The sequence below is a fragment of the Delftia lacustris genome, assembly GCF_040267515.1.
Classification (GTDB): domain Bacteria; phylum Pseudomonadota; class Gammaproteobacteria; order Burkholderiales; family Burkholderiaceae_C; genus Comamonas; species Comamonas tsuruhatensis.
Map to the genome: position 1 here is coordinate 1,164,306 of NZ_CP141274.1, position 14,730 is coordinate 1,179,035.

The 14,730-nt window shown below is 66.3% G+C and carries 15 protein-coding genes; 10 read left to right on the forward strand and 5 right to left on the reverse strand.

Annotated features, from left to right (window positions below; genetic code table 11):
* The first annotated feature begins 398 nt into the window (after positions 1–398).
* The 5 genes from U6958_RS06760 to arsC are packed head-to-tail and all read left to right on the forward strand — an operon-like array spanning position 399 to position 3,548.
* Entirely contained in the window at positions 399–722 is a 324-nt protein-coding gene (locus tag U6958_RS06760) for a helix-turn-helix transcriptional regulator (protein WP_016445460.1), read from the forward strand.
* A gap of 12 nt (positions 723–734) precedes the next feature.
* Positions 735–1,235: an ArsI/CadI family heavy metal resistance metalloenzyme gene (locus U6958_RS06765; protein WP_074921526.1), complete on the forward strand. Its 501-nt coding sequence runs from the start codon at positions 735–737 to the stop codon at positions 1,233–1,235.
* Between the two features lie 6 nt (positions 1,236–1,241).
* Positions 1,242–1,748, forward strand: coding sequence for an arsenate reductase ArsC (locus tag U6958_RS06770; protein ID WP_016445462.1), 507 nt, complete (start codon positions 1,242–1,244; stop codon positions 1,746–1,748).
* Positions 1,749–1,802: 54 nt separating this feature from the next.
* The gene (locus U6958_RS06775; RefSeq protein ID WP_016445463.1) at positions 1,803–3,092 is read left to right on the forward strand and encodes an arsenic transporter; all 1,290 of its coding nucleotides are present in this window, start codon (positions 1,803–1,805) and stop codon (positions 3,090–3,092) included.
* Positions 3,093–3,116: 24 nt separating this feature from the next.
* Positions 3,117–3,548, forward strand: a complete 432-nt coding sequence (gene arsC, locus U6958_RS06780; protein ID WP_016450895.1) for an arsenate reductase (glutaredoxin) — start codon at positions 3,117–3,119, stop codon at positions 3,546–3,548.
* 101 nt (positions 3,549–3,649) lie between these two features.
* Here arsC and U6958_RS06785 read toward each other — a convergent pair whose 3' ends face one another.
* Positions 3,650–4,228, reverse strand: a complete 579-nt coding sequence (locus U6958_RS06785; RefSeq protein WP_074921525.1) for a TetR/AcrR family transcriptional regulator — start codon at positions 4,226–4,228, stop codon at positions 3,650–3,652.
* Between the two features lie 84 nt (positions 4,229–4,312).
* On the opposite strand from U6958_RS06785, the gene U6958_RS06790 reads away from it, so the two are divergent.
* On the forward strand, positions 4,313–4,780 hold the full coding sequence (locus U6958_RS06790; RefSeq protein ID WP_016445466.1) for a nuclear transport factor 2 family protein: 468 nt from the start codon (positions 4,313–4,315) through the stop codon (positions 4,778–4,780).
* A 71-nt stretch (positions 4,781–4,851) separates the two neighbouring features.
* Here U6958_RS06790 and U6958_RS06795 read toward each other — a convergent pair whose 3' ends face one another.
* A complete protein-coding gene (locus U6958_RS06795) occupies positions 4,852–5,178 on the reverse strand; it encodes a hypothetical protein (RefSeq protein ID WP_047217169.1) in 327 nt (108 codons plus the stop codon).
* Positions 5,179–5,318: 140 nt separating this feature from the next.
* Complete coding sequence (locus U6958_RS06800; RefSeq protein WP_083393588.1) at positions 5,319–6,824, reverse strand: efflux transporter outer membrane subunit; 1,506 nt, start codon at positions 6,822–6,824, stop codon at positions 5,319–5,321.
* A gap of 89 nt (positions 6,825–6,913) precedes the next feature.
* Between U6958_RS06800 and U6958_RS06805 the strand changes: the two genes are divergently transcribed.
* The 4 genes from U6958_RS06805 (at position 6,914) to U6958_RS06820 (ending at position 12,551) form a co-directional block, all read left to right on the forward strand.
* The gene (locus tag U6958_RS06805) at positions 6,914–7,531 is read left to right on the forward strand and encodes a TetR/AcrR family transcriptional regulator (RefSeq protein WP_074921523.1); all 618 of its coding nucleotides are present in this window, start codon (positions 6,914–6,916) and stop codon (positions 7,529–7,531) included.
* Positions 7,532–7,608: 77 nt separating this feature from the next.
* Complete coding sequence (locus U6958_RS06810; protein ID WP_074921522.1) at positions 7,609–8,826, forward strand: efflux RND transporter periplasmic adaptor subunit; 1,218 nt, start codon at positions 7,609–7,611, stop codon at positions 8,824–8,826.
* Positions 8,819–11,887 carry an efflux RND transporter permease subunit gene (locus tag U6958_RS06815; protein ID WP_074921521.1) on the forward strand — a complete coding sequence of 1,023 codons (3,069 nt, stop codon included), beginning with the start codon at positions 8,819–8,821 and terminating at the stop codon, positions 11,885–11,887. Before U6958_RS06810 ends, U6958_RS06815 begins: the two co-directional genes overlap by 8 nt.
* A 76-nt stretch (positions 11,888–11,963) precedes the next feature.
* A complete protein-coding gene (locus U6958_RS06820; RefSeq protein ID WP_074921520.1) occupies positions 11,964–12,551 on the forward strand; it encodes a peroxiredoxin in 588 nt (195 codons plus the stop codon).
* 18 nt (positions 12,552–12,569) lie between these two features.
* Here U6958_RS06820 and U6958_RS06825 read toward each other — a convergent pair whose 3' ends face one another.
* A complete protein-coding gene (locus U6958_RS06825; RefSeq protein ID WP_074921519.1) occupies positions 12,570–12,944 on the reverse strand; it encodes a DUF779 domain-containing protein in 375 nt (124 codons plus the stop codon).
* A 67-nt stretch (positions 12,945–13,011) separates the two neighbouring features.
* Positions 13,012–14,535, reverse strand: a complete 1,524-nt coding sequence (locus U6958_RS06830) for an aldehyde dehydrogenase family protein (RefSeq protein WP_012207447.1) — start codon at positions 14,533–14,535, stop codon at positions 13,012–13,014.
* Positions 14,536–14,730: the final 195 nt, after the last annotated feature.

Consider the following 14,730-nt stretch of genomic DNA (forward strand, 5'->3'; position numbering starts at 1 on the left):
CGGCGGCGGGGGGCGGCAGCTGCCGAGGCAAAGCCGACACCGACAGGCCTGCGACAAACGACTGCAACGGGTAGCTGCCACACAAGAGCCCATGGCAACCCGCGACGCCGCCGCACATCTGCCCTGAGCCCTTGCGCCTCGGCCGATAGCTCGCTCCTCAGCCTTGCTGGCCAAAAAACTAAAGTGCAGTGGCGCGTTTTCCGTACAGACGAAAGTTCAGTGGCGCATCTCTCTAAGGATCGCTGGCGCATGGCTTGCGAGGACGCGAGAAATCAACGAGTTATCTGCGTGACGCGCGGCGTGTTCAGTGGCGTTCCGCACGGAGCTTGCGCAATGGAGCCGCACGGCCGCCCTCATTTTTTTCAACAATAATTCAACAATAGTTGTATTATTGATGCATGCAAGAAACCCAAGTCATCCGATCGCTTTCGGCCCTGGCCCATGAAGCGCGCCTGCGCGTTTTCCGCGCCCTGGTAGTCGCCGGCCCTGCGGGGCTTACGCCCAGCGCCTTGGCCGAACAGTTGGGTATCGCACCCAACGCGCTGTCGTTCCACCTCAAGGAGCTGTCCCATGCCGAGCTGGTCAGCCAGGAGCGCCTGGGCCGCAATGTGCTGTACCGGGCGTCCTTTGCGGCGATGAACGACCTGCTCGCCTACCTCACCGAAAACTGCTGCCAGGGCGCCGCATGCGCCACGGTGGATGCCTTGCCCTGCAACTGCTGAACGGAGTCCACGATGAAACGCTTCCATGTCCATATGCACGTCGACGATCTGGCCAAGAACATCGCGTTCTATTCCCAGCTGTTTGGTGCCGAGCCCGCCCGCGTGGAAAGCGACTACGCGAAGTGGATGCTGGATGAGCCCCGGGTGAACTTCGCCATTTCGACGCGAGGCGAGAAAGCCGGCCTGGACCACCTGGGCTTCCAAGTGGATGAGGCCGAGGAGCTGGATGCGCTCAAGGCACGCGCCAGGGCCGCCGACCTGGCGATGCTCGACGAAGGCGCCACCACCTGCTGCTATGCACGCAGCGACAAGCACTGGATCACCGATCCCCAGGGGATTGCCTGGGAGCACTTTCATTCGCTGGAGAACATTCCCGTGTTTCACGAGGCCCCTGATGCAGCCGTCGGAGCCAGCGGCGCGTGCTGCGCGCCGACGGCCCCGCGCCAGGCGGCCGCATCTGCCTGCTGCGCCCCAGGCACCGTAGCTGCCACTTCCTCCAAGTCCTGCTGCTAAGCCACCATGTCTGATTCCATCACCCCCCTGAATGTCCTGTTCCTGTGCACTCACAACTCGGCGCGCAGCATCCTGGCCGAAGCTTTGCTCAACGACATGGGCAATGGGCGCTTCAAAGCGTATTCGGCCGGCAGCAGCCCCCGCGCGAATCAGCAGCCCAATCCCTTGAGCTTGCAGGTGCTGCAACGTGCCGGCGTATCTGTGCAGGGGCTGCGCAGCAAGAGCTGGGATGAGTTCGCGGCCCCGCAGGCGCCGCAGATGGACCTGATCATCACCGTCTGCGACAACGCAGCTGGCGAGGTCTGCCCGATCTGGCCCGGCCACCCCGCCACCGCCCACTGGGGATACGCCGATCCCTCGCAGGGTGACGCATCTGAAGAGGTCAAGCTGGAAGCATTCCGACAGACTCTGCACATGATGCGTCGTCGTCTGGAGCTGCTGGTCAACCTGCCCGACGACAAGCTGGAAAAGGCAAGGCTGCAGGGCACCGCCCGCGAACTGGCCTCCCACTGACGCCCCCCTTCGTCCACGAATGCGCGCCTTCTGAAACCCGAATCTCCCAGCACCATGCTCATGGCAGTCCTGATCTTCATCTCCACCCTTGTGCTGGTTATCTGGCAGCCGCGCGGCCTGGGCATTGGCTGGAGCGCCTCGCTGGGCGCGGTCGTTGCCCTGCTGGCCGGCGTGGTGCATCTTTCCGACATTCCAGTGGTCTGGGGCATCGTGTGGAATGCGACCGCCACCTTTGTGGCCGTCATCATCATCAGCCTGCTGCTTGACGAGGCCGGCTTCTTCGAATGGGCCGCGCTGCACTTCGCACGCTGGGGCGGCGGCCGGGGCAGCAAACTGTTCGCGTTCATCGTGCTGCTGGGTGCGGCTGTGTCCGCCTTGTTCGCCAATGACGGCGCCGCCCTGATTCTCACGCCCATCGTGATGGCCATGCTCGTGGCGCTGGGCTTTTCGCCCTCCGCCACGTTGGCATTCGTCATGGCAGCAGGCTTCATCGCCGACACGGCCAGCCTGCCGCTGATCGTCTCCAACCTGGTCAACATCGTCTCGGCCGACTTTTTCAACATCGGCTTCAACGAATACGCCTCGGTAATGGTGCCGGTCAATCTCGCCTCGGTGCTGGCCAGCCTCGCCATGCTGATGCTGTTCTTTCGGCGCGGCATTCCTGCAACCTATGACCTGGCCCAGCTCAGGCGCCCGGCCGATGCGATCCGCGATCCGGCGACCTTTCGCGCGGGCTGGGTGGTCCTGGTCCTGCTGTTGGTCGGCTTCTTCGGGCTGGAGCCGCTGGGCGTGCCTGTCAGCGCGGTCGCGGCCGCAGGTGCCGCCCTGCTGCTGGCCGTGGCGGCACGCGGCTGCGTCATCAGCACCCGCAAGGTACTGCATGGCGCGCCGTGGCAGATCGTCGTGTTCTCGCTGGGCATGTATCTGGTGGTCTACGGATTGCGCAATGCCGGGCTGATCACCTCTATCGCATCCGTTCTGGACCGCTTTGCCCAAGGCGGCGTCTGGGGCGCAGCCATCGGCACGGGGGTGCTCTCGGCCCTGCTGTCGTCTGTGATGAACAACATGCCCACCGTGCTGGTGGGTGCGCTGTCGATCGATGCCTCCAGTGCCACCGGCGTGGTCAGGGATGCCATGGTCTACGCCAACGTGATCGGCTGCGACCTGGGCCCGAAGATTACGCCCATCGGTAGCCTGGCCACGCTGCTGTGGCTGCATGTGCTGGCCAGCAAAGGCATGACCATCGGATGGGGCTACTACTTCAGGGTCGGTACGGTTTTGACGGCCCCCGTGCTGCTCATCACGCTTGCCGCCCTTGCGCTGCGCCTGAGCGTGGCTGCCTGAATTCCCTCACAGAACCCATCTGCCATGAGCACCATCACGATCTATCACAACCCCGCCTGCGGCACATCGCGCAACGTGCTGGCCCTGATCCGCAACAGCGGCGAGGAGCCCGCCGTCATCGAATACCTCAAGACACCGCCCGACCGGGCCACGCTGGAGCGGCTGCTGGCGGACCTGGCCCTGCCTGTGCGGGAGGTTCTGCGGCAAAAAGGTACGCCGTATGACGAGATGGGCCTGGGCGACCCGGAATGGACCGATGCCCAACTGATCGACGCCATGCTCCGGCACCCTATCCTCATCAATCGCCCCATTGTGGTGACGCCACTGGGCACGCGCCTGTGCCGGCCATCCGAGGTGGTGCTGGACATACTGCCGCGTCCCCAGCAAGGGGCATTCTCCAAGGAGGACGGCGAAGCCGTCATCGACGCGGCAGGGCAGCGTGTGGCAAAGCACTGACTTGCCAGATCCGGCCCCTGCGTGGCCAAAGGTGGCGAGGCAGCAACGACCTGCCGCTGTGGCGCGCCGAAGCCTCAGCGGCGCCCCGCTCCTGAGCCTGCTCACCACCCGGGGCGGCTCACGATCCCTTCGGCCGCTGCCTTGAAGTTCTCCATGACTTCATCGATTGGCTGACCCATCTGCGCATGGACGATGGCGCCATCCGCCACCAGGGTGAGCGCAGCGCCCACGGACACGGGATGGCCACCGAACAGGCGATCCAGCACGGACGACATTTCCTGCTTGTGCCGCCGGACCGTTGCCAGGATCTCAGGGTCGGACGAGCCCAGTTCGGCAGCGGCATTGAGAAAGGCGCAGCCCCGAAAGTCGGGCTGGCCGAACCAGCTCCTGAGGGTGGTGGACAGGGCATCCAACGCTGACGAGCCCCCGGCGGCTTCCTGCGCCAGGCTGGCCTGGAACCAGGAAATCCACCGTTCATGGCGGTAGTCGAGGTACGCCCGGATCAGGTCGTCCTTGCTGGCGTACTGGCGGTAGAAGGTGACTTTGCTGACCGACGACCGCTCGATGATCCGGTCCACGCCCGTGGCCCGGATGCCCTCTGCGTAGAAAAGGCCATGGGCTGCCACCAGGATGCGCTCGCGGGGCGGCAATGACTCGAAGGATGGCTCGGGAGTTTTCATGAAGACATTGTAGACAGATCGTTCCACCTCCGTTAGAGTGGCGCATGTAGACAGATCGTCCTACATCTTTTCAAAGGTCACATCATGGAAACTCGCCCACCCCTGCCCCCGTTCTCTCTCGCAAGCGCCGTCCAAAAGGTCCGTCTGGCCGAGGATGGATGGAACACACGCGATGCGGCCAAGGTCGCGATGGCCTATACCCCCGACACGAAATGGCGCAACCGGGCGGAGTTCGCCAACAGCCGCGCCGAGGCCCAGGCCCTTCTTGAGAGGAAGTGGAAGAAGGAGCTGGACTACCGGCTGATCAAGGAGCTTTGGCTGTACGCGGAAAACCGGATCGCAGTCCGCTACGCCTATGAGTGGCACGACGATGCCGGGAACTGGTTCCGGTCGTACGGCAACGAGAACTGGGAATTCGAGGCCGACGGTCTCATGCGCCGGCGCTTCGCATGCATCAACGACATGCCCATCCAGGAATCGGAGCGCAAGTTCCACTGGCCGCTGGGGCGCCGCCCCGATGACCACCCCGGTCTGTCCGACCTGGGCCTGTAGGCAAAGTCCCGGGCCACGTCCCCAGGCAGCCAGCCGCTGCCGCGATGGCCTGGGCGAGAAGGCGCTCCGCCTTACCGACTCAGCGCCTTGCGGACCTCCGCCTGGAACGCCTCGCTGTTGCGAAGGCGCAGGTACTCCTGGTATGCGGCCCGATATTCCTGCGTTTCGACTCCGTAGGAGATCGATATCTCCGCATGGCGGTCCAATCCGGCGCGGCGCCAGAGTGCGAGATCGGCGATGACTTCGGCGCGGGAAAGCGCTGCGTCCGATGTGGCTGCCGAGGCGTCTTGCGGCTGCGAATGGGCTGCGAAGCAGGTCGAGAAGGCGATGGCCGCAAGCGCCGGCTTCAGGATGCGTGCGGCTGCAGCAACGGTGGGGGAGGGGGTTGTGTTTGGCATGGTTTGACGGATGGGGGTGGGTGGAGCCGGGCCATGGCTTGGGCCGCCTGCTTGGGCAGGTCGCCTGGGCCGCATGTCCCGCAGGGGTGTTCAGTTGCTTTGCTGTGTGGAAAGGGGGCTCCTTTCGGGAAGTGGCAGGTTCAGGGGGCAACGCTGGCGGGAAGACCGTGGCTGGCGGTTGCCAATGCCCTGGAAGGCAGGGGCTCCGGCTTCCAGCCGCCGCCCAGCGCCTTGAAGATCGCGACCGTCGAGCGCGCCGACTCCATCCGGGCCTGCGCCTGTGCATCGAGCACGCCCAGCAGGCTTTCATCTGCCTGCAGCACCTCGATCAGGCTGACCACGCCCTTGTCGTAGGCGGCGCCTGCGGCCTGCCGGGCCCGCGTGAGCGCATCCGCGCCCCTGGCGAGCACGGCCATCAGCTCCTGCCGCCTGTCCAGCGAGACCAGGGCGTTCTCCACTTCTTCCGTGGCGCGCAGTACCGACTGCCGGTAGGCGGCAAGGCTTTCCGCCTCCTGTGCCTGCGCCTGGTGGATCTGGGCGTTGATGCGACCGAAGTCGAACAGCCGCCAGCGCAGGCCGCCCACAACGCTGGCCTGCGATGCGCCGGCGCTGAAGAGATTGCCCGCGGAGATGGAGGTGGCGCTGCCGATCAGGCCGCTGATCGACAGCTTCGGGTAGTACTCGGCGATCGCCACGCCGATGCGTGCGTTCGACGCTGCCAGGCGCCGCTCCGCCGCGATGAGGTCCGGGCGTCGCCGCAGCAGATCGCCGGGCGCCTCCGCCAGGGAAAGGGTTGGCAGCACGGGGACCGGGCGGGGATCGGCCAGTTCGGCCCGGTGCGTGCCGGGTGCCGTGGCCAGCATCACGTCCATGGCGTTGAGGGCGGCCTCGAGCGCGTTCTCCAGCGGCGGGACGGTGGCTTGTGCCCGTGCGAGCGCTCCCTCGACCTGGCGCAGCTGAAGCTCCGGTGCCAGGCCTTTGCCAAACCGGAGTTCGACGATGGAGCGCAGTTGCTGCTGGGTTTGCACCTGCGAGCGTGCCACTGCCAGCCGCGCCTGCAGGCCGCGAATCTGGATATAGATGTCCGCAGTCTGGGCGGCCACCGCGAGCCGCACGGCGGTGGCGCCGGCTTCCGATGCCTGGTACTCGGCCAGGGAAGCCTGCCGGGCCCTGCGCAGGCCACCGAAGAGATCAAGCTCCCAGCTGGCTCCGAGGTTGGCCTCCTGGGCGCTGCCGTAGCGATCGAATCCCGGCATGGAGTCGAGCACCCGGCCCAGCGGAGTCTCGACCGACTGATAGCTCCTGGCCGTTTGCGCCGAGACCTGGGCCGACGGCCGCAACGCAGCTGCCGCCGCGTCCAGCCCGGCGCGTGCCTGAAGCACGCGGCCAGCGGCCTGGGCAACATCCAGGTTCTGCTGCAGTGCCGCCGTGACGAGGCGCGCCATTTGCGCATCGCCAAAGGCTGCCCACCAGGCTGCAAGGTGCGTGGGGGAGTCCGGCGAGGGAGGCTTGCCCTCACCCAGAACGCGGCCCCCCATGTAGGCCTGGGGCAGGGCCGTGGCGGGCGGCTGGTAGTCAGGGCCTACCGCACACCCTGAACAAAGGCTGGCGAGCATCAGAAAAACGGGGGCGGCAAGACGCGGCATGTTCAACAGTCAGAAGCGTGGCGACGCTGTGACTATATTCCAAAATGGTCACTTGCATAGTATTTTTTTGATGGAGTAAGCTAGGCCGCATGAGCACCACCAACGTCTATCCGACCTCTGCGCGCGGCCCGGTCGAACACGATGTCCGGCAACAGATCGTGACTGCGGCAAAAGAGCATTTCAGCCGCTACGGCTACGAGAAAACCACGGTGTCCGACCTTGCCAAGGCCATCGGCTTTTCCAAGGCCTACATCTACAAGTTCTTCGAGTCCAAGCAGGTCATCGGCGAGATGATCTGTTCCAACTGCCTGATGGAGATGGAGGCGGAGATCCGCCAGGCCGTCGCCAGCACGGATGCGCCTCCCCAGCAGCTGCGGCGCCTGTTCAAGGCGATCGTCGCTGCCACGCTGCGGCTTTTCTCCGAGGACCGCAAGCTGTACGAGATCGCCATTTCGGCGTCGGCCGAGCGCTGGCAGGCAGCGCAGGCCTATGAGGAACGCATGCATCAGCTGCTGCTGCAGGTGCTCGACGCCGGGCGCCAGCGGGGCGACTTCGAGCGCAAGACGCCGCTGGATGAAACCGGGCGCGCCATCTTCCTGGTCATGCTCCCCTATCTGAATCCGGTGATGCTGCAGCACAGCCTCGACCATGCGGACGAGGCGCCCGCACAACTGGCCGGATTGGTGCTGAGAAGCCTGTCGCCCTAAATACTGTAGTTGTGACCATTGACATAAATGGTCACTAATCACAAAATCGGGTCCTGCTCATTGATCGGGACCCCCTCATGCTTCGGCACCGCCATCTGTCCATCGCCGCTGTCGGCGCACTGTCACTTGCACTCGCAGCCTGCGGCAAAAGCCCGCCGCCAGATTCGCGCACCCAGCCACCCCTCGTTCGCACCACCCTGGTAGCGCCAGGCCATTCTTCCGAGCGCGTCTTCACCGGCACCATCGCGGCCAGGGTGCAGGGCGATCTTGGATTTCGCGTGGCCGGCAAGGTGCTCGAGCGCCTGGTGGATACAGGCCAGACGGTGAGGCGCGGCCAGGCATTGCTGCGCCTCGACCCGGTGGACCTGAAGCTGGCCGCCCATGCCCAGCAGGAGGCCGTCGCAGCCGCCAGGGCACGGGCTCAGCAGGCCAGCGACGAGGAGCAGCGCTACCGGGACCTGCAGGGAACGGGTGCCGTTTCGGCCTTGGCCCATGAACAGATCAAGGCGGCCGCGGATGCCGCCCGCGCCCAGCTCAGGGCGGCCGAAGCGCAGGCCGCCGCAGCGCTGAACGCCAGCCGCTACGCCGAACTGCTGGCCGATGCCGATGGCATCGTGATGGAAACACTTGCCGAGCCTGGCCAGGTCGTCAGTGCCGGCCAGGTGGTCGTGCGCCTCGCCCATGCCGGCAGGCGCGAAGCGGTCGTCCAGTTGCCCGAAACACTGCGGCCCGCGCTGGGCTCGGCGGCCCAGGCCCGCCTGTTCGGCAGGGAGGATGTGGTCATCCCCGCCAGACTGCGCCAGCTGTCCGATGTGGCCGACCGGGCCACCCGCACCTTTGAGGCCCGCTATGTGCTGGACGCCGGCGCGGCGGCCAGCGCTCCGCTGGGCAGCACGGTCACGCTCAGGATTGGCGGGACATCGACATCGACATCGACATCGACATCGACATCGACAGCGACGGCCGGCAAGGCAACCCTGCAGGTCCCCATCGGCGCCATCCTCGATGAGGGCAAGGGCGCCGCTGTCTGGGTGGTGCAGGGCGATCAGGTCAGGCGCCAGCCCGTCACCGTGGTTCAGGTGCAGGACGGCAATGCCCAGGTGGTGGGTGCGCTCGACCAGGGGGACCGGATCGTCGCGCTCGGCGCGCATTTGCTGAGCGAGGGCGCGCAGGTGCGACTGGACAGCGAGGTGCCGGCGCCTTCAACGGCAACAACGGCAACAACGGCAACAACGGCAACAACGGCAACAACGTCCACGGCGTCCTCCGTGTCCACGGGAGCGTCCCGTGAGTGAAGGCCGTTTCAACCTATCGGCGCTTGCCGTCCGTGAGCGCTCCATCACGCTGTTCCTGATCCTGCTGATTTCGCTGACGGGTGTCTTTGCCTTCCTGAAGCTGGGCCGGGCGGAAGATCCGGCCTTCACCGTCAAGGTCATGACCATCATCACGGCCTGGCCTGGCGCCACCCCGCAGGAAATGCAGGACCAGGTGGCAGAGAAGCTGGAAAAGCGCCTGCAGGAGCTGCGCTGGTATGACCGCACCGAAACCTTCGTCAGGCCGGGGCTGGCCTTCACCACGCTGACCCTGCTCGACTCCACGCCCCCCGGCGAGGTGCAGGAGGAGTTCTACCAGGCCCGCAAGAAGCTCGGTGACGAGGCCCGCAACCTGCCGGCAGGCGTGATCGGCCCGATGGTGAACGACGAGTACGCCGACGTGACCTTTGCGATCTACGCCCTCAAGGCGCGCGGCGAGGAGCCCCGGGCGCTGGTGCGCGATGCCGAAGCCTTGCGCCAGCGTCTTTTGCATGTGCCGGGCGTCAAGAAGGTCAACATCGTCGGCGAGCAATCCGAGCGGATCTACGTGGAGTTCTCGCACGAGCGCCTGGCCACGCTGGGCATCAGCCCGCAGGACGTCTTCGCGGCATTGAACAACCAGAACGCACTCACGCCTGCCGGGTCGGTGGAGACCCAGGGACCCCAGGTGTTCATCCGCATCGACGGGGCGTTCGACGCGCTGCAGAAGATCCGCGACACGCCCATCGTGGCCCAGGGCCGCACGGTCAAGCTGTCCGACATCGCCACCGTCCAGCGCGGCTACGAAGATCCCTCGACCTTCATCATCCGCAACGGCGCGGAGCCGGCCTTGCTGCTGGGCGTCGTCATGCGCGACGGCTGGAACGGGCTGGACCTGGGCAAGGCGCTGGACAGGGAGGTGGGCGCCATCAACGCAGACATGCCGCTGGGCATGGGCCTGAGCAAGGTGACGGACCAGGCCGTGAACATCAGCGCCGCCGTCGATGAGTTCATGCTCAAGTTCCTGGCCGCGCTGCTGGTCGTGCTGGTGGTGTGCTTCGCCAGCATGGGCTGGCGCGTTGGCGTGGTGGTGGCTGCGGCCGTGCCGCTGACGCTGGCGGCCGTGTTCATCATCATGGCCGCCACTGGAAAGAATTTCGACCGCATCACGCTCGGCTCGCTGATCCTTGCGCTGGGCCTGCTGGTGGACGACGCCATCATCGCCATCGAGATGATGGTGGTGAAGATGGAGGAGGGCTACGACCGCGTGGCCGCGTCCGCCTACGCCTGGAGCCATACCGCGGCGCCCATGCTGTCCGGAACGCTGGTGACGGCGGTGGGCTTCATGCCCAACGGATTCGCACGCTCCACGGCGGGCGAGTACACCAGCAACATGTTCTGGATCGTCGGCATCGCTCTCATCGTGTCCTGGGTGGTGGCCGTGGTGTTCACGCCCTATCTGGGCGTGAAGATGCTGCCCCCTCTCAAGAAGGTCGAAGGCGGACATGCGGCGATGTATGGCACGCCCCGCTACGAGCGCCTGCGGCGCGTGCTGGGCAAGGTGATCGCCCGCAAGGGCATGGTGGCCGCAGTCGTGGGCGGGCTCATGGTGGCTTCCGTGCTGGGCATGTCCATCGTGAAGAAGCAGTTCTTTCCCATCTCCGACCGGCCCGAGGTGATGGTCGAGGTGCAGATGCCCTACGGCACCTCCATCGGCCAGACGAGCGAGACCACTCGCACGGTGGAAACCTGGCTGCTGCAGCAGCCCGAATCGGAGATCGTGACCGCCTATATCGGCCAGGGCGCACCGCGCTTTTTTCTGGCCATCTCGCCTGAGCTGCCCGACCCGTCGTTCGCCAAGATCGTCGTGCGCACCGCCAACCAGGCGCAGCGCGACGCACTCAAGCTCCGGCTGCGCGAGGCCATCGCCCAGGGACTGGCCCCGCAGGCGCAGGTGCGCGCATCGCAGATCGTGTTCGGGCCGTACTCCCCGTTCCCCGTGGCGTATCGCGTCTCCGGCCCCGACCCGCAGCGGCTGCGCGACATTGCCGGCCAGGTGCACCAGGTGCTGCACGACAGCCCGATGATGCGGACCGTGAACTCCGACTGGGGCGTGCGCACCCCCGTCATGCGCTTCACCCTGGACCAGGACCGGCTGCAGGCCATGGGCCTGACCTCTGCGGCGGTCGCGCAGCAGCTGCAGTTCCTGCTCAGCGGCGTGCCCGTGACCACCGTGCGCGAGGACATCCGCACCGTGCAGGTGATGGCGCGTTCTGCGGGCGGCACCCGCCACGATGTGGCCAGGGTCGGCGACTTCACGCTCACCAACGCCACTGGCCAGCGCATACCGCTGTCGCAGCTGGGCGAGGTCACCGTGCAGATGGAGGAGCCCGTCATGCGCCGCCGCGACCGCATGCCCACCATCACGGTCCGCGGTGATATCGATGACAGCCTGCAGCCGCCCGATGTCTCTGCGGCCATCACCCGGCAGCTGGAGCCCATCAGGAAGGCGTTGCCTGCGGGCTACCGCATCGACGAGGCCGGCTCCATCGAGGAATCCGGCAAGGCCATGACGGCCATGCTGCCCCTGTTCCCGATCATGATCGCCATCACGCTGATCATCATCATCTTGCAGGTGCGGTCGATATCGGCCATGGTCATGGTGTTCCTGACCAGCCCCCTGGGATTGATCGGCGTGGTGCCGACGCTGATCGTCTTTCAGCAGCCCTTCGGCATCAATGCACTGGTGGGGCTGATCGCGCTGTCGGGCATCCTGATGCGCAACACGCTGATCCTGATCGGGCAGATCCAGCACAACGAGCAGGAGGGGCTTGCGCCGTTCCAGGCGGTGGTGGAGGCCACCGTCCAGCGCGCCCGGCCCGTGATCCTGACCGCGCTGGCGGCGATCCTGGCCTTCATCCCGCTGACCCAATCGGTGTTCTGGGGAACGCTGGCCTATACGCTGATCGGCGGCACGCTGGCCGGCACGGTGCTGACGCTGGTCTTCCTGCCCGCCATGTACTCGATCTGGTTCAGGATCAGGCCCGGCGAATCCCCGCGCTGATCCACGGCAAATGCGCCAGCGGCCCGGGCCGATTGGCCACAATGGCGCATCCCGTTCCAGGCTCAGGAGGCCATGCATGTCCGATATCCGCTGCGGCGATTCCACCCACCATCGCACCTCTTGGGGCCGCCGCTGCGCGCGCGCCGCCGCACCCGTGCTGGCGGCGCTGCTGCTGTCGCCGCTGGCCCAGGCAGCGCTCAAGGTGGGCGACACCGCGCCGCGCTTCACCACGCCGGCCGCGGTGGCGGGCAAGGCCTTCGATTTCGACATGGCCGCCACCCTCAGGAAGGGGCCGGTGGTGCTGTATTTCTTCCCCAAGGCCTTCACCCAGGGCTGCACCATGGAAGCCCACGCCTTTGCCGAGGCCACGCCGCGTTTCGCGGCCATGGGCGCCACGGTGGTGGGCATGTCGCATGACGACATCGATACGCTCAAGCGCTTTTCCACCGAGGCCTGCCGCGACCAGTTCGCCGTGGCATCGGACCCGCAGGCGCAGACCATCCGCGCCTACGACGCCTCGGCCGCCGCCGACCCCCAGCGCGCCGACCGCATCTCCTACGTGATCGGCCAGGACGGCAAGGTGCGCTTCGTGCACATCGGCTCGGACCCGGACGAGCATGTGCGCCAGACCGAGGCCGCGGTCAAGCGGCTGACCGGAAAGTAGCCCGCCGCGCGGCCCCTGTCAGGGGCCGTCGCCCTCGCTGGCCAGGATCTCGGCGTATTCCTCGTCCGTGAACAGCCTGGAGCGTGTGTGGAAGGCCTTGCCCGTGCTGCCCTCCAGCGAGAAGGTGCCGCCCTGGCCCTCGATCACGTCCAGGATGAGCTGGGTGTGCTTCCAGTATTCGTACTGGGACTTGCCGATGTAGAAGGGCGCGCCGCCCACCTGGCCCAGCAGCACGTCCTGGGCGCCTATCGTCAGCTCGCCGGGCAGGTAGCAGTTGGCGGCGCTGTTGTCGCAGCAGCCGCCGGACTGGTGGAAGAACACCGGCCCGTGCTGCGCCTGCAGGTCGGCGATCAGCGCCAGCGCGGCGTCGGTGGCAGTCACTTTGTCAACCATGGGTTGGTCCTTTCCTGGGCGGCCGGCCGCGCTGCGCGCCGCCGGCCGCATTCACCTGGGAAGAACTTCAGAAGAAGCCCAGCTTGTTCTCGCTGTAGCTGACCAGCAGGTTCTTGGTCTGCTGGTAGTGGTCCAGCATCATCTTGTGGGTCTCGCGGCCGATGCCCGATTCCTTGTAGCCGCCAAAGGCCGCGTGCGCCGGGTAGGCGTGGTAGCAGTTGGTCCACACGCGCCCGGCCTTGATGGCGCGGCCCATGCGGTAGGCCACGTTGCCGTTGCGGCTCCACACGCCCGCGCCCAGGCCGTAGAGCGTGTCGTTGGCAATCGCCAGGGCCTCGGCCTCGTCCTTGAAGGTGGTCACGGCCAGCACGGGGCCGAAGATTTCCTCCTGGAAGATGCGCATCTTGTTGTGGCCCTTGAACAGCGTGGGCTGCACGTAGTAGCCGCCTTCCAGGTCGCCGCCTAGATGGGCCTGGCCGCCGCCAGCCAGCACCTCGGCGCCCTCCTGCTTGCCCAGGTCCAGGTACGACAGGATCTTGGTGAGCTGCTCCTTGGACGCCTGCGCACCCATCATGCTGTCGGTGTCCAGCGGGTTGGCATGCCGGATGGCGGCCACGCGCTGGAGCACGCGCTCCATGAAGCGGTCGTAGATGCTTTCGTGGATCAGCGCGCGGCTGGGGCAGGTGCAGACCTCGCCCTGGTTGAAGGCGAACAGCACCAGCCCTTCGACGGCCTTGTCGAGGAAGGCATCGTCCTTGTCCATCACGTCGGCGAAGAAGATGTTGGGCGACTTGCCGCCCAGCTCCAGCGTGGCCGGGATGAGGTTGTTGGCGGCGGCCTGGGCGATCACGCGGCCCGTGGAGGTGGAGCCCGTGAAGGCGATCTTGGCGATGCGCTTGCTGGTGGCCAGCGGCATGCCGGCCTCGCGGCCGAAGCCGTTGACGATGTTGAGCACGCCGGGCGGCAGCAGGTCGGCAATGAGCTCGGCCAGGATCAGGATGCTGATGGGCGTGGACTCGGCCGGCTTGAGCACCACGCAGTTGCCTGCGCCCAGCGCGGGCGCCAGCTTCCAGGCCGCCATGAGGATGGGGAAGTTCCAGGGAATGATCTGGCCCACCACGCCCAGCGGCTCCTGGATGTGATAGGCCACCGTGGTCTCGTCGATATGGCTGAGCGCGCCTTCCTGGGCGCGCACGCAGCCCGCGAAATAGCGGAAATGGTCCACGGTCAGCGGGATGTCGGCATTCAGCGTCTCGCGGATGGCCTTGCCGTTGTCCACGGTCTCGGCATAGGCGAGCAGCTCCAGGTTGGCCTCGATGCGGTCGGCGATCTTCAGCAGGACGTTCGCACGCTCGGCCGCGCTGGTGCGGCCCCAGGCGTCGCTGGCGGCATGGGCGGCGTCCAGCGCCAGTTCGATGTCCTCGGCCGTGGAGCGCGCGGCGCGGGTGTAGACCTTGCCGCTGATGGGGGTGACCACGTCGAAGTACTGCTCCTTGACCGGAGGTACGAACCTGCCGCCGATGAAGTTGTCGTAGCGGGCCTTGTAGGCGATCTTGGCGCCAGCGGCGCCGGGTGCTGCGTAGACGGTCATGCTGCTTGTCTCCTGAGGATGCTTATGGGTCTGTTGTGATCGGGTGTGGATCGGGATATCCGGCCATGGCCGGACGGCAGACATGATTCAAAAGCCGTGCCAGCCTGCAGGCCGCAGGGCAGGTGCCCGCAAAGGCGCGCGGGACGTGACTGCTGCGGGTATTCCCGTGCGCGTTCGCCCTGTGCCGTGACGTTG

Excerpts from the sequence above, each read along its gene's own strand:
- U6958_RS06790 (WP_016445466.1), top strand. The coding sequence starts at position 4,313 with ATGGAAACTCGCCCACCCCTGCCCCCGTTCTCTCTCGCAAGCGCCGTC.
- U6958_RS06770 (WP_016445462.1), top strand. The coding sequence starts at position 1,242 with ATGTCTGATTCCATCACCCCCCTGAATGTCCTGTTCCTGTGCACTCAC.
- U6958_RS06805 (WP_074921523.1), top strand. The coding sequence starts at position 6,914 with ATGAGCACCACCAACGTCTATCCGACCTCTGCGCGCGGCCCGGTCGAA.
- U6958_RS06810 (WP_074921522.1), top strand. The coding sequence starts at position 7,609 with ATGCTTCGGCACCGCCATCTGTCCATCGCCGCTGTCGGCGCACTGTCA.
- U6958_RS06830 (WP_012207447.1), bottom strand. The coding sequence starts at position 14,535 with ATGACCGTCTACGCAGCACCCGGCGCCGCTGGCGCCAAGATCGCCTAC.
- U6958_RS06765 (WP_074921526.1), top strand. The coding sequence starts at position 735 with ATGAAACGCTTCCATGTCCATATGCACGTCGACGATCTGGCCAAGAAC.
- U6958_RS06820 (WP_074921520.1), top strand. The coding sequence starts at position 11,964 with ATGTCCGATATCCGCTGCGGCGATTCCACCCACCATCGCACCTCTTGG.
- arsC (WP_016450895.1), top strand. The coding sequence starts at position 3,117 with ATGAGCACCATCACGATCTATCACAACCCCGCCTGCGGCACATCGCGC.
- U6958_RS06825 (WP_074921519.1), bottom strand. The coding sequence starts at position 12,944 with ATGGTTGACAAAGTGACTGCCACCGACGCCGCGCTGGCGCTGATCGCC.
- U6958_RS06785 (WP_074921525.1), bottom strand. The coding sequence starts at position 4,228 with ATGAAAACTCCCGAGCCATCCTTCGAGTCATTGCCGCCCCGCGAGCGC.
- U6958_RS06775 (WP_016445463.1), top strand. The coding sequence starts at position 1,803 with ATGCTCATGGCAGTCCTGATCTTCATCTCCACCCTTGTGCTGGTTATC.
- U6958_RS06795 (WP_047217169.1), bottom strand. The coding sequence starts at position 5,178 with ATGCCAAACACAACCCCCTCCCCCACCGTTGCTGCAGCCGCACGCATC.
- U6958_RS06800 (WP_083393588.1), bottom strand. The coding sequence starts at position 6,824 with ATGCCGCGTCTTGCCGCCCCCGTTTTTCTGATGCTCGCCAGCCTTTGT.
- U6958_RS06760 (WP_016445460.1), top strand. The coding sequence starts at position 399 with ATGCAAGAAACCCAAGTCATCCGATCGCTTTCGGCCCTGGCCCATGAA.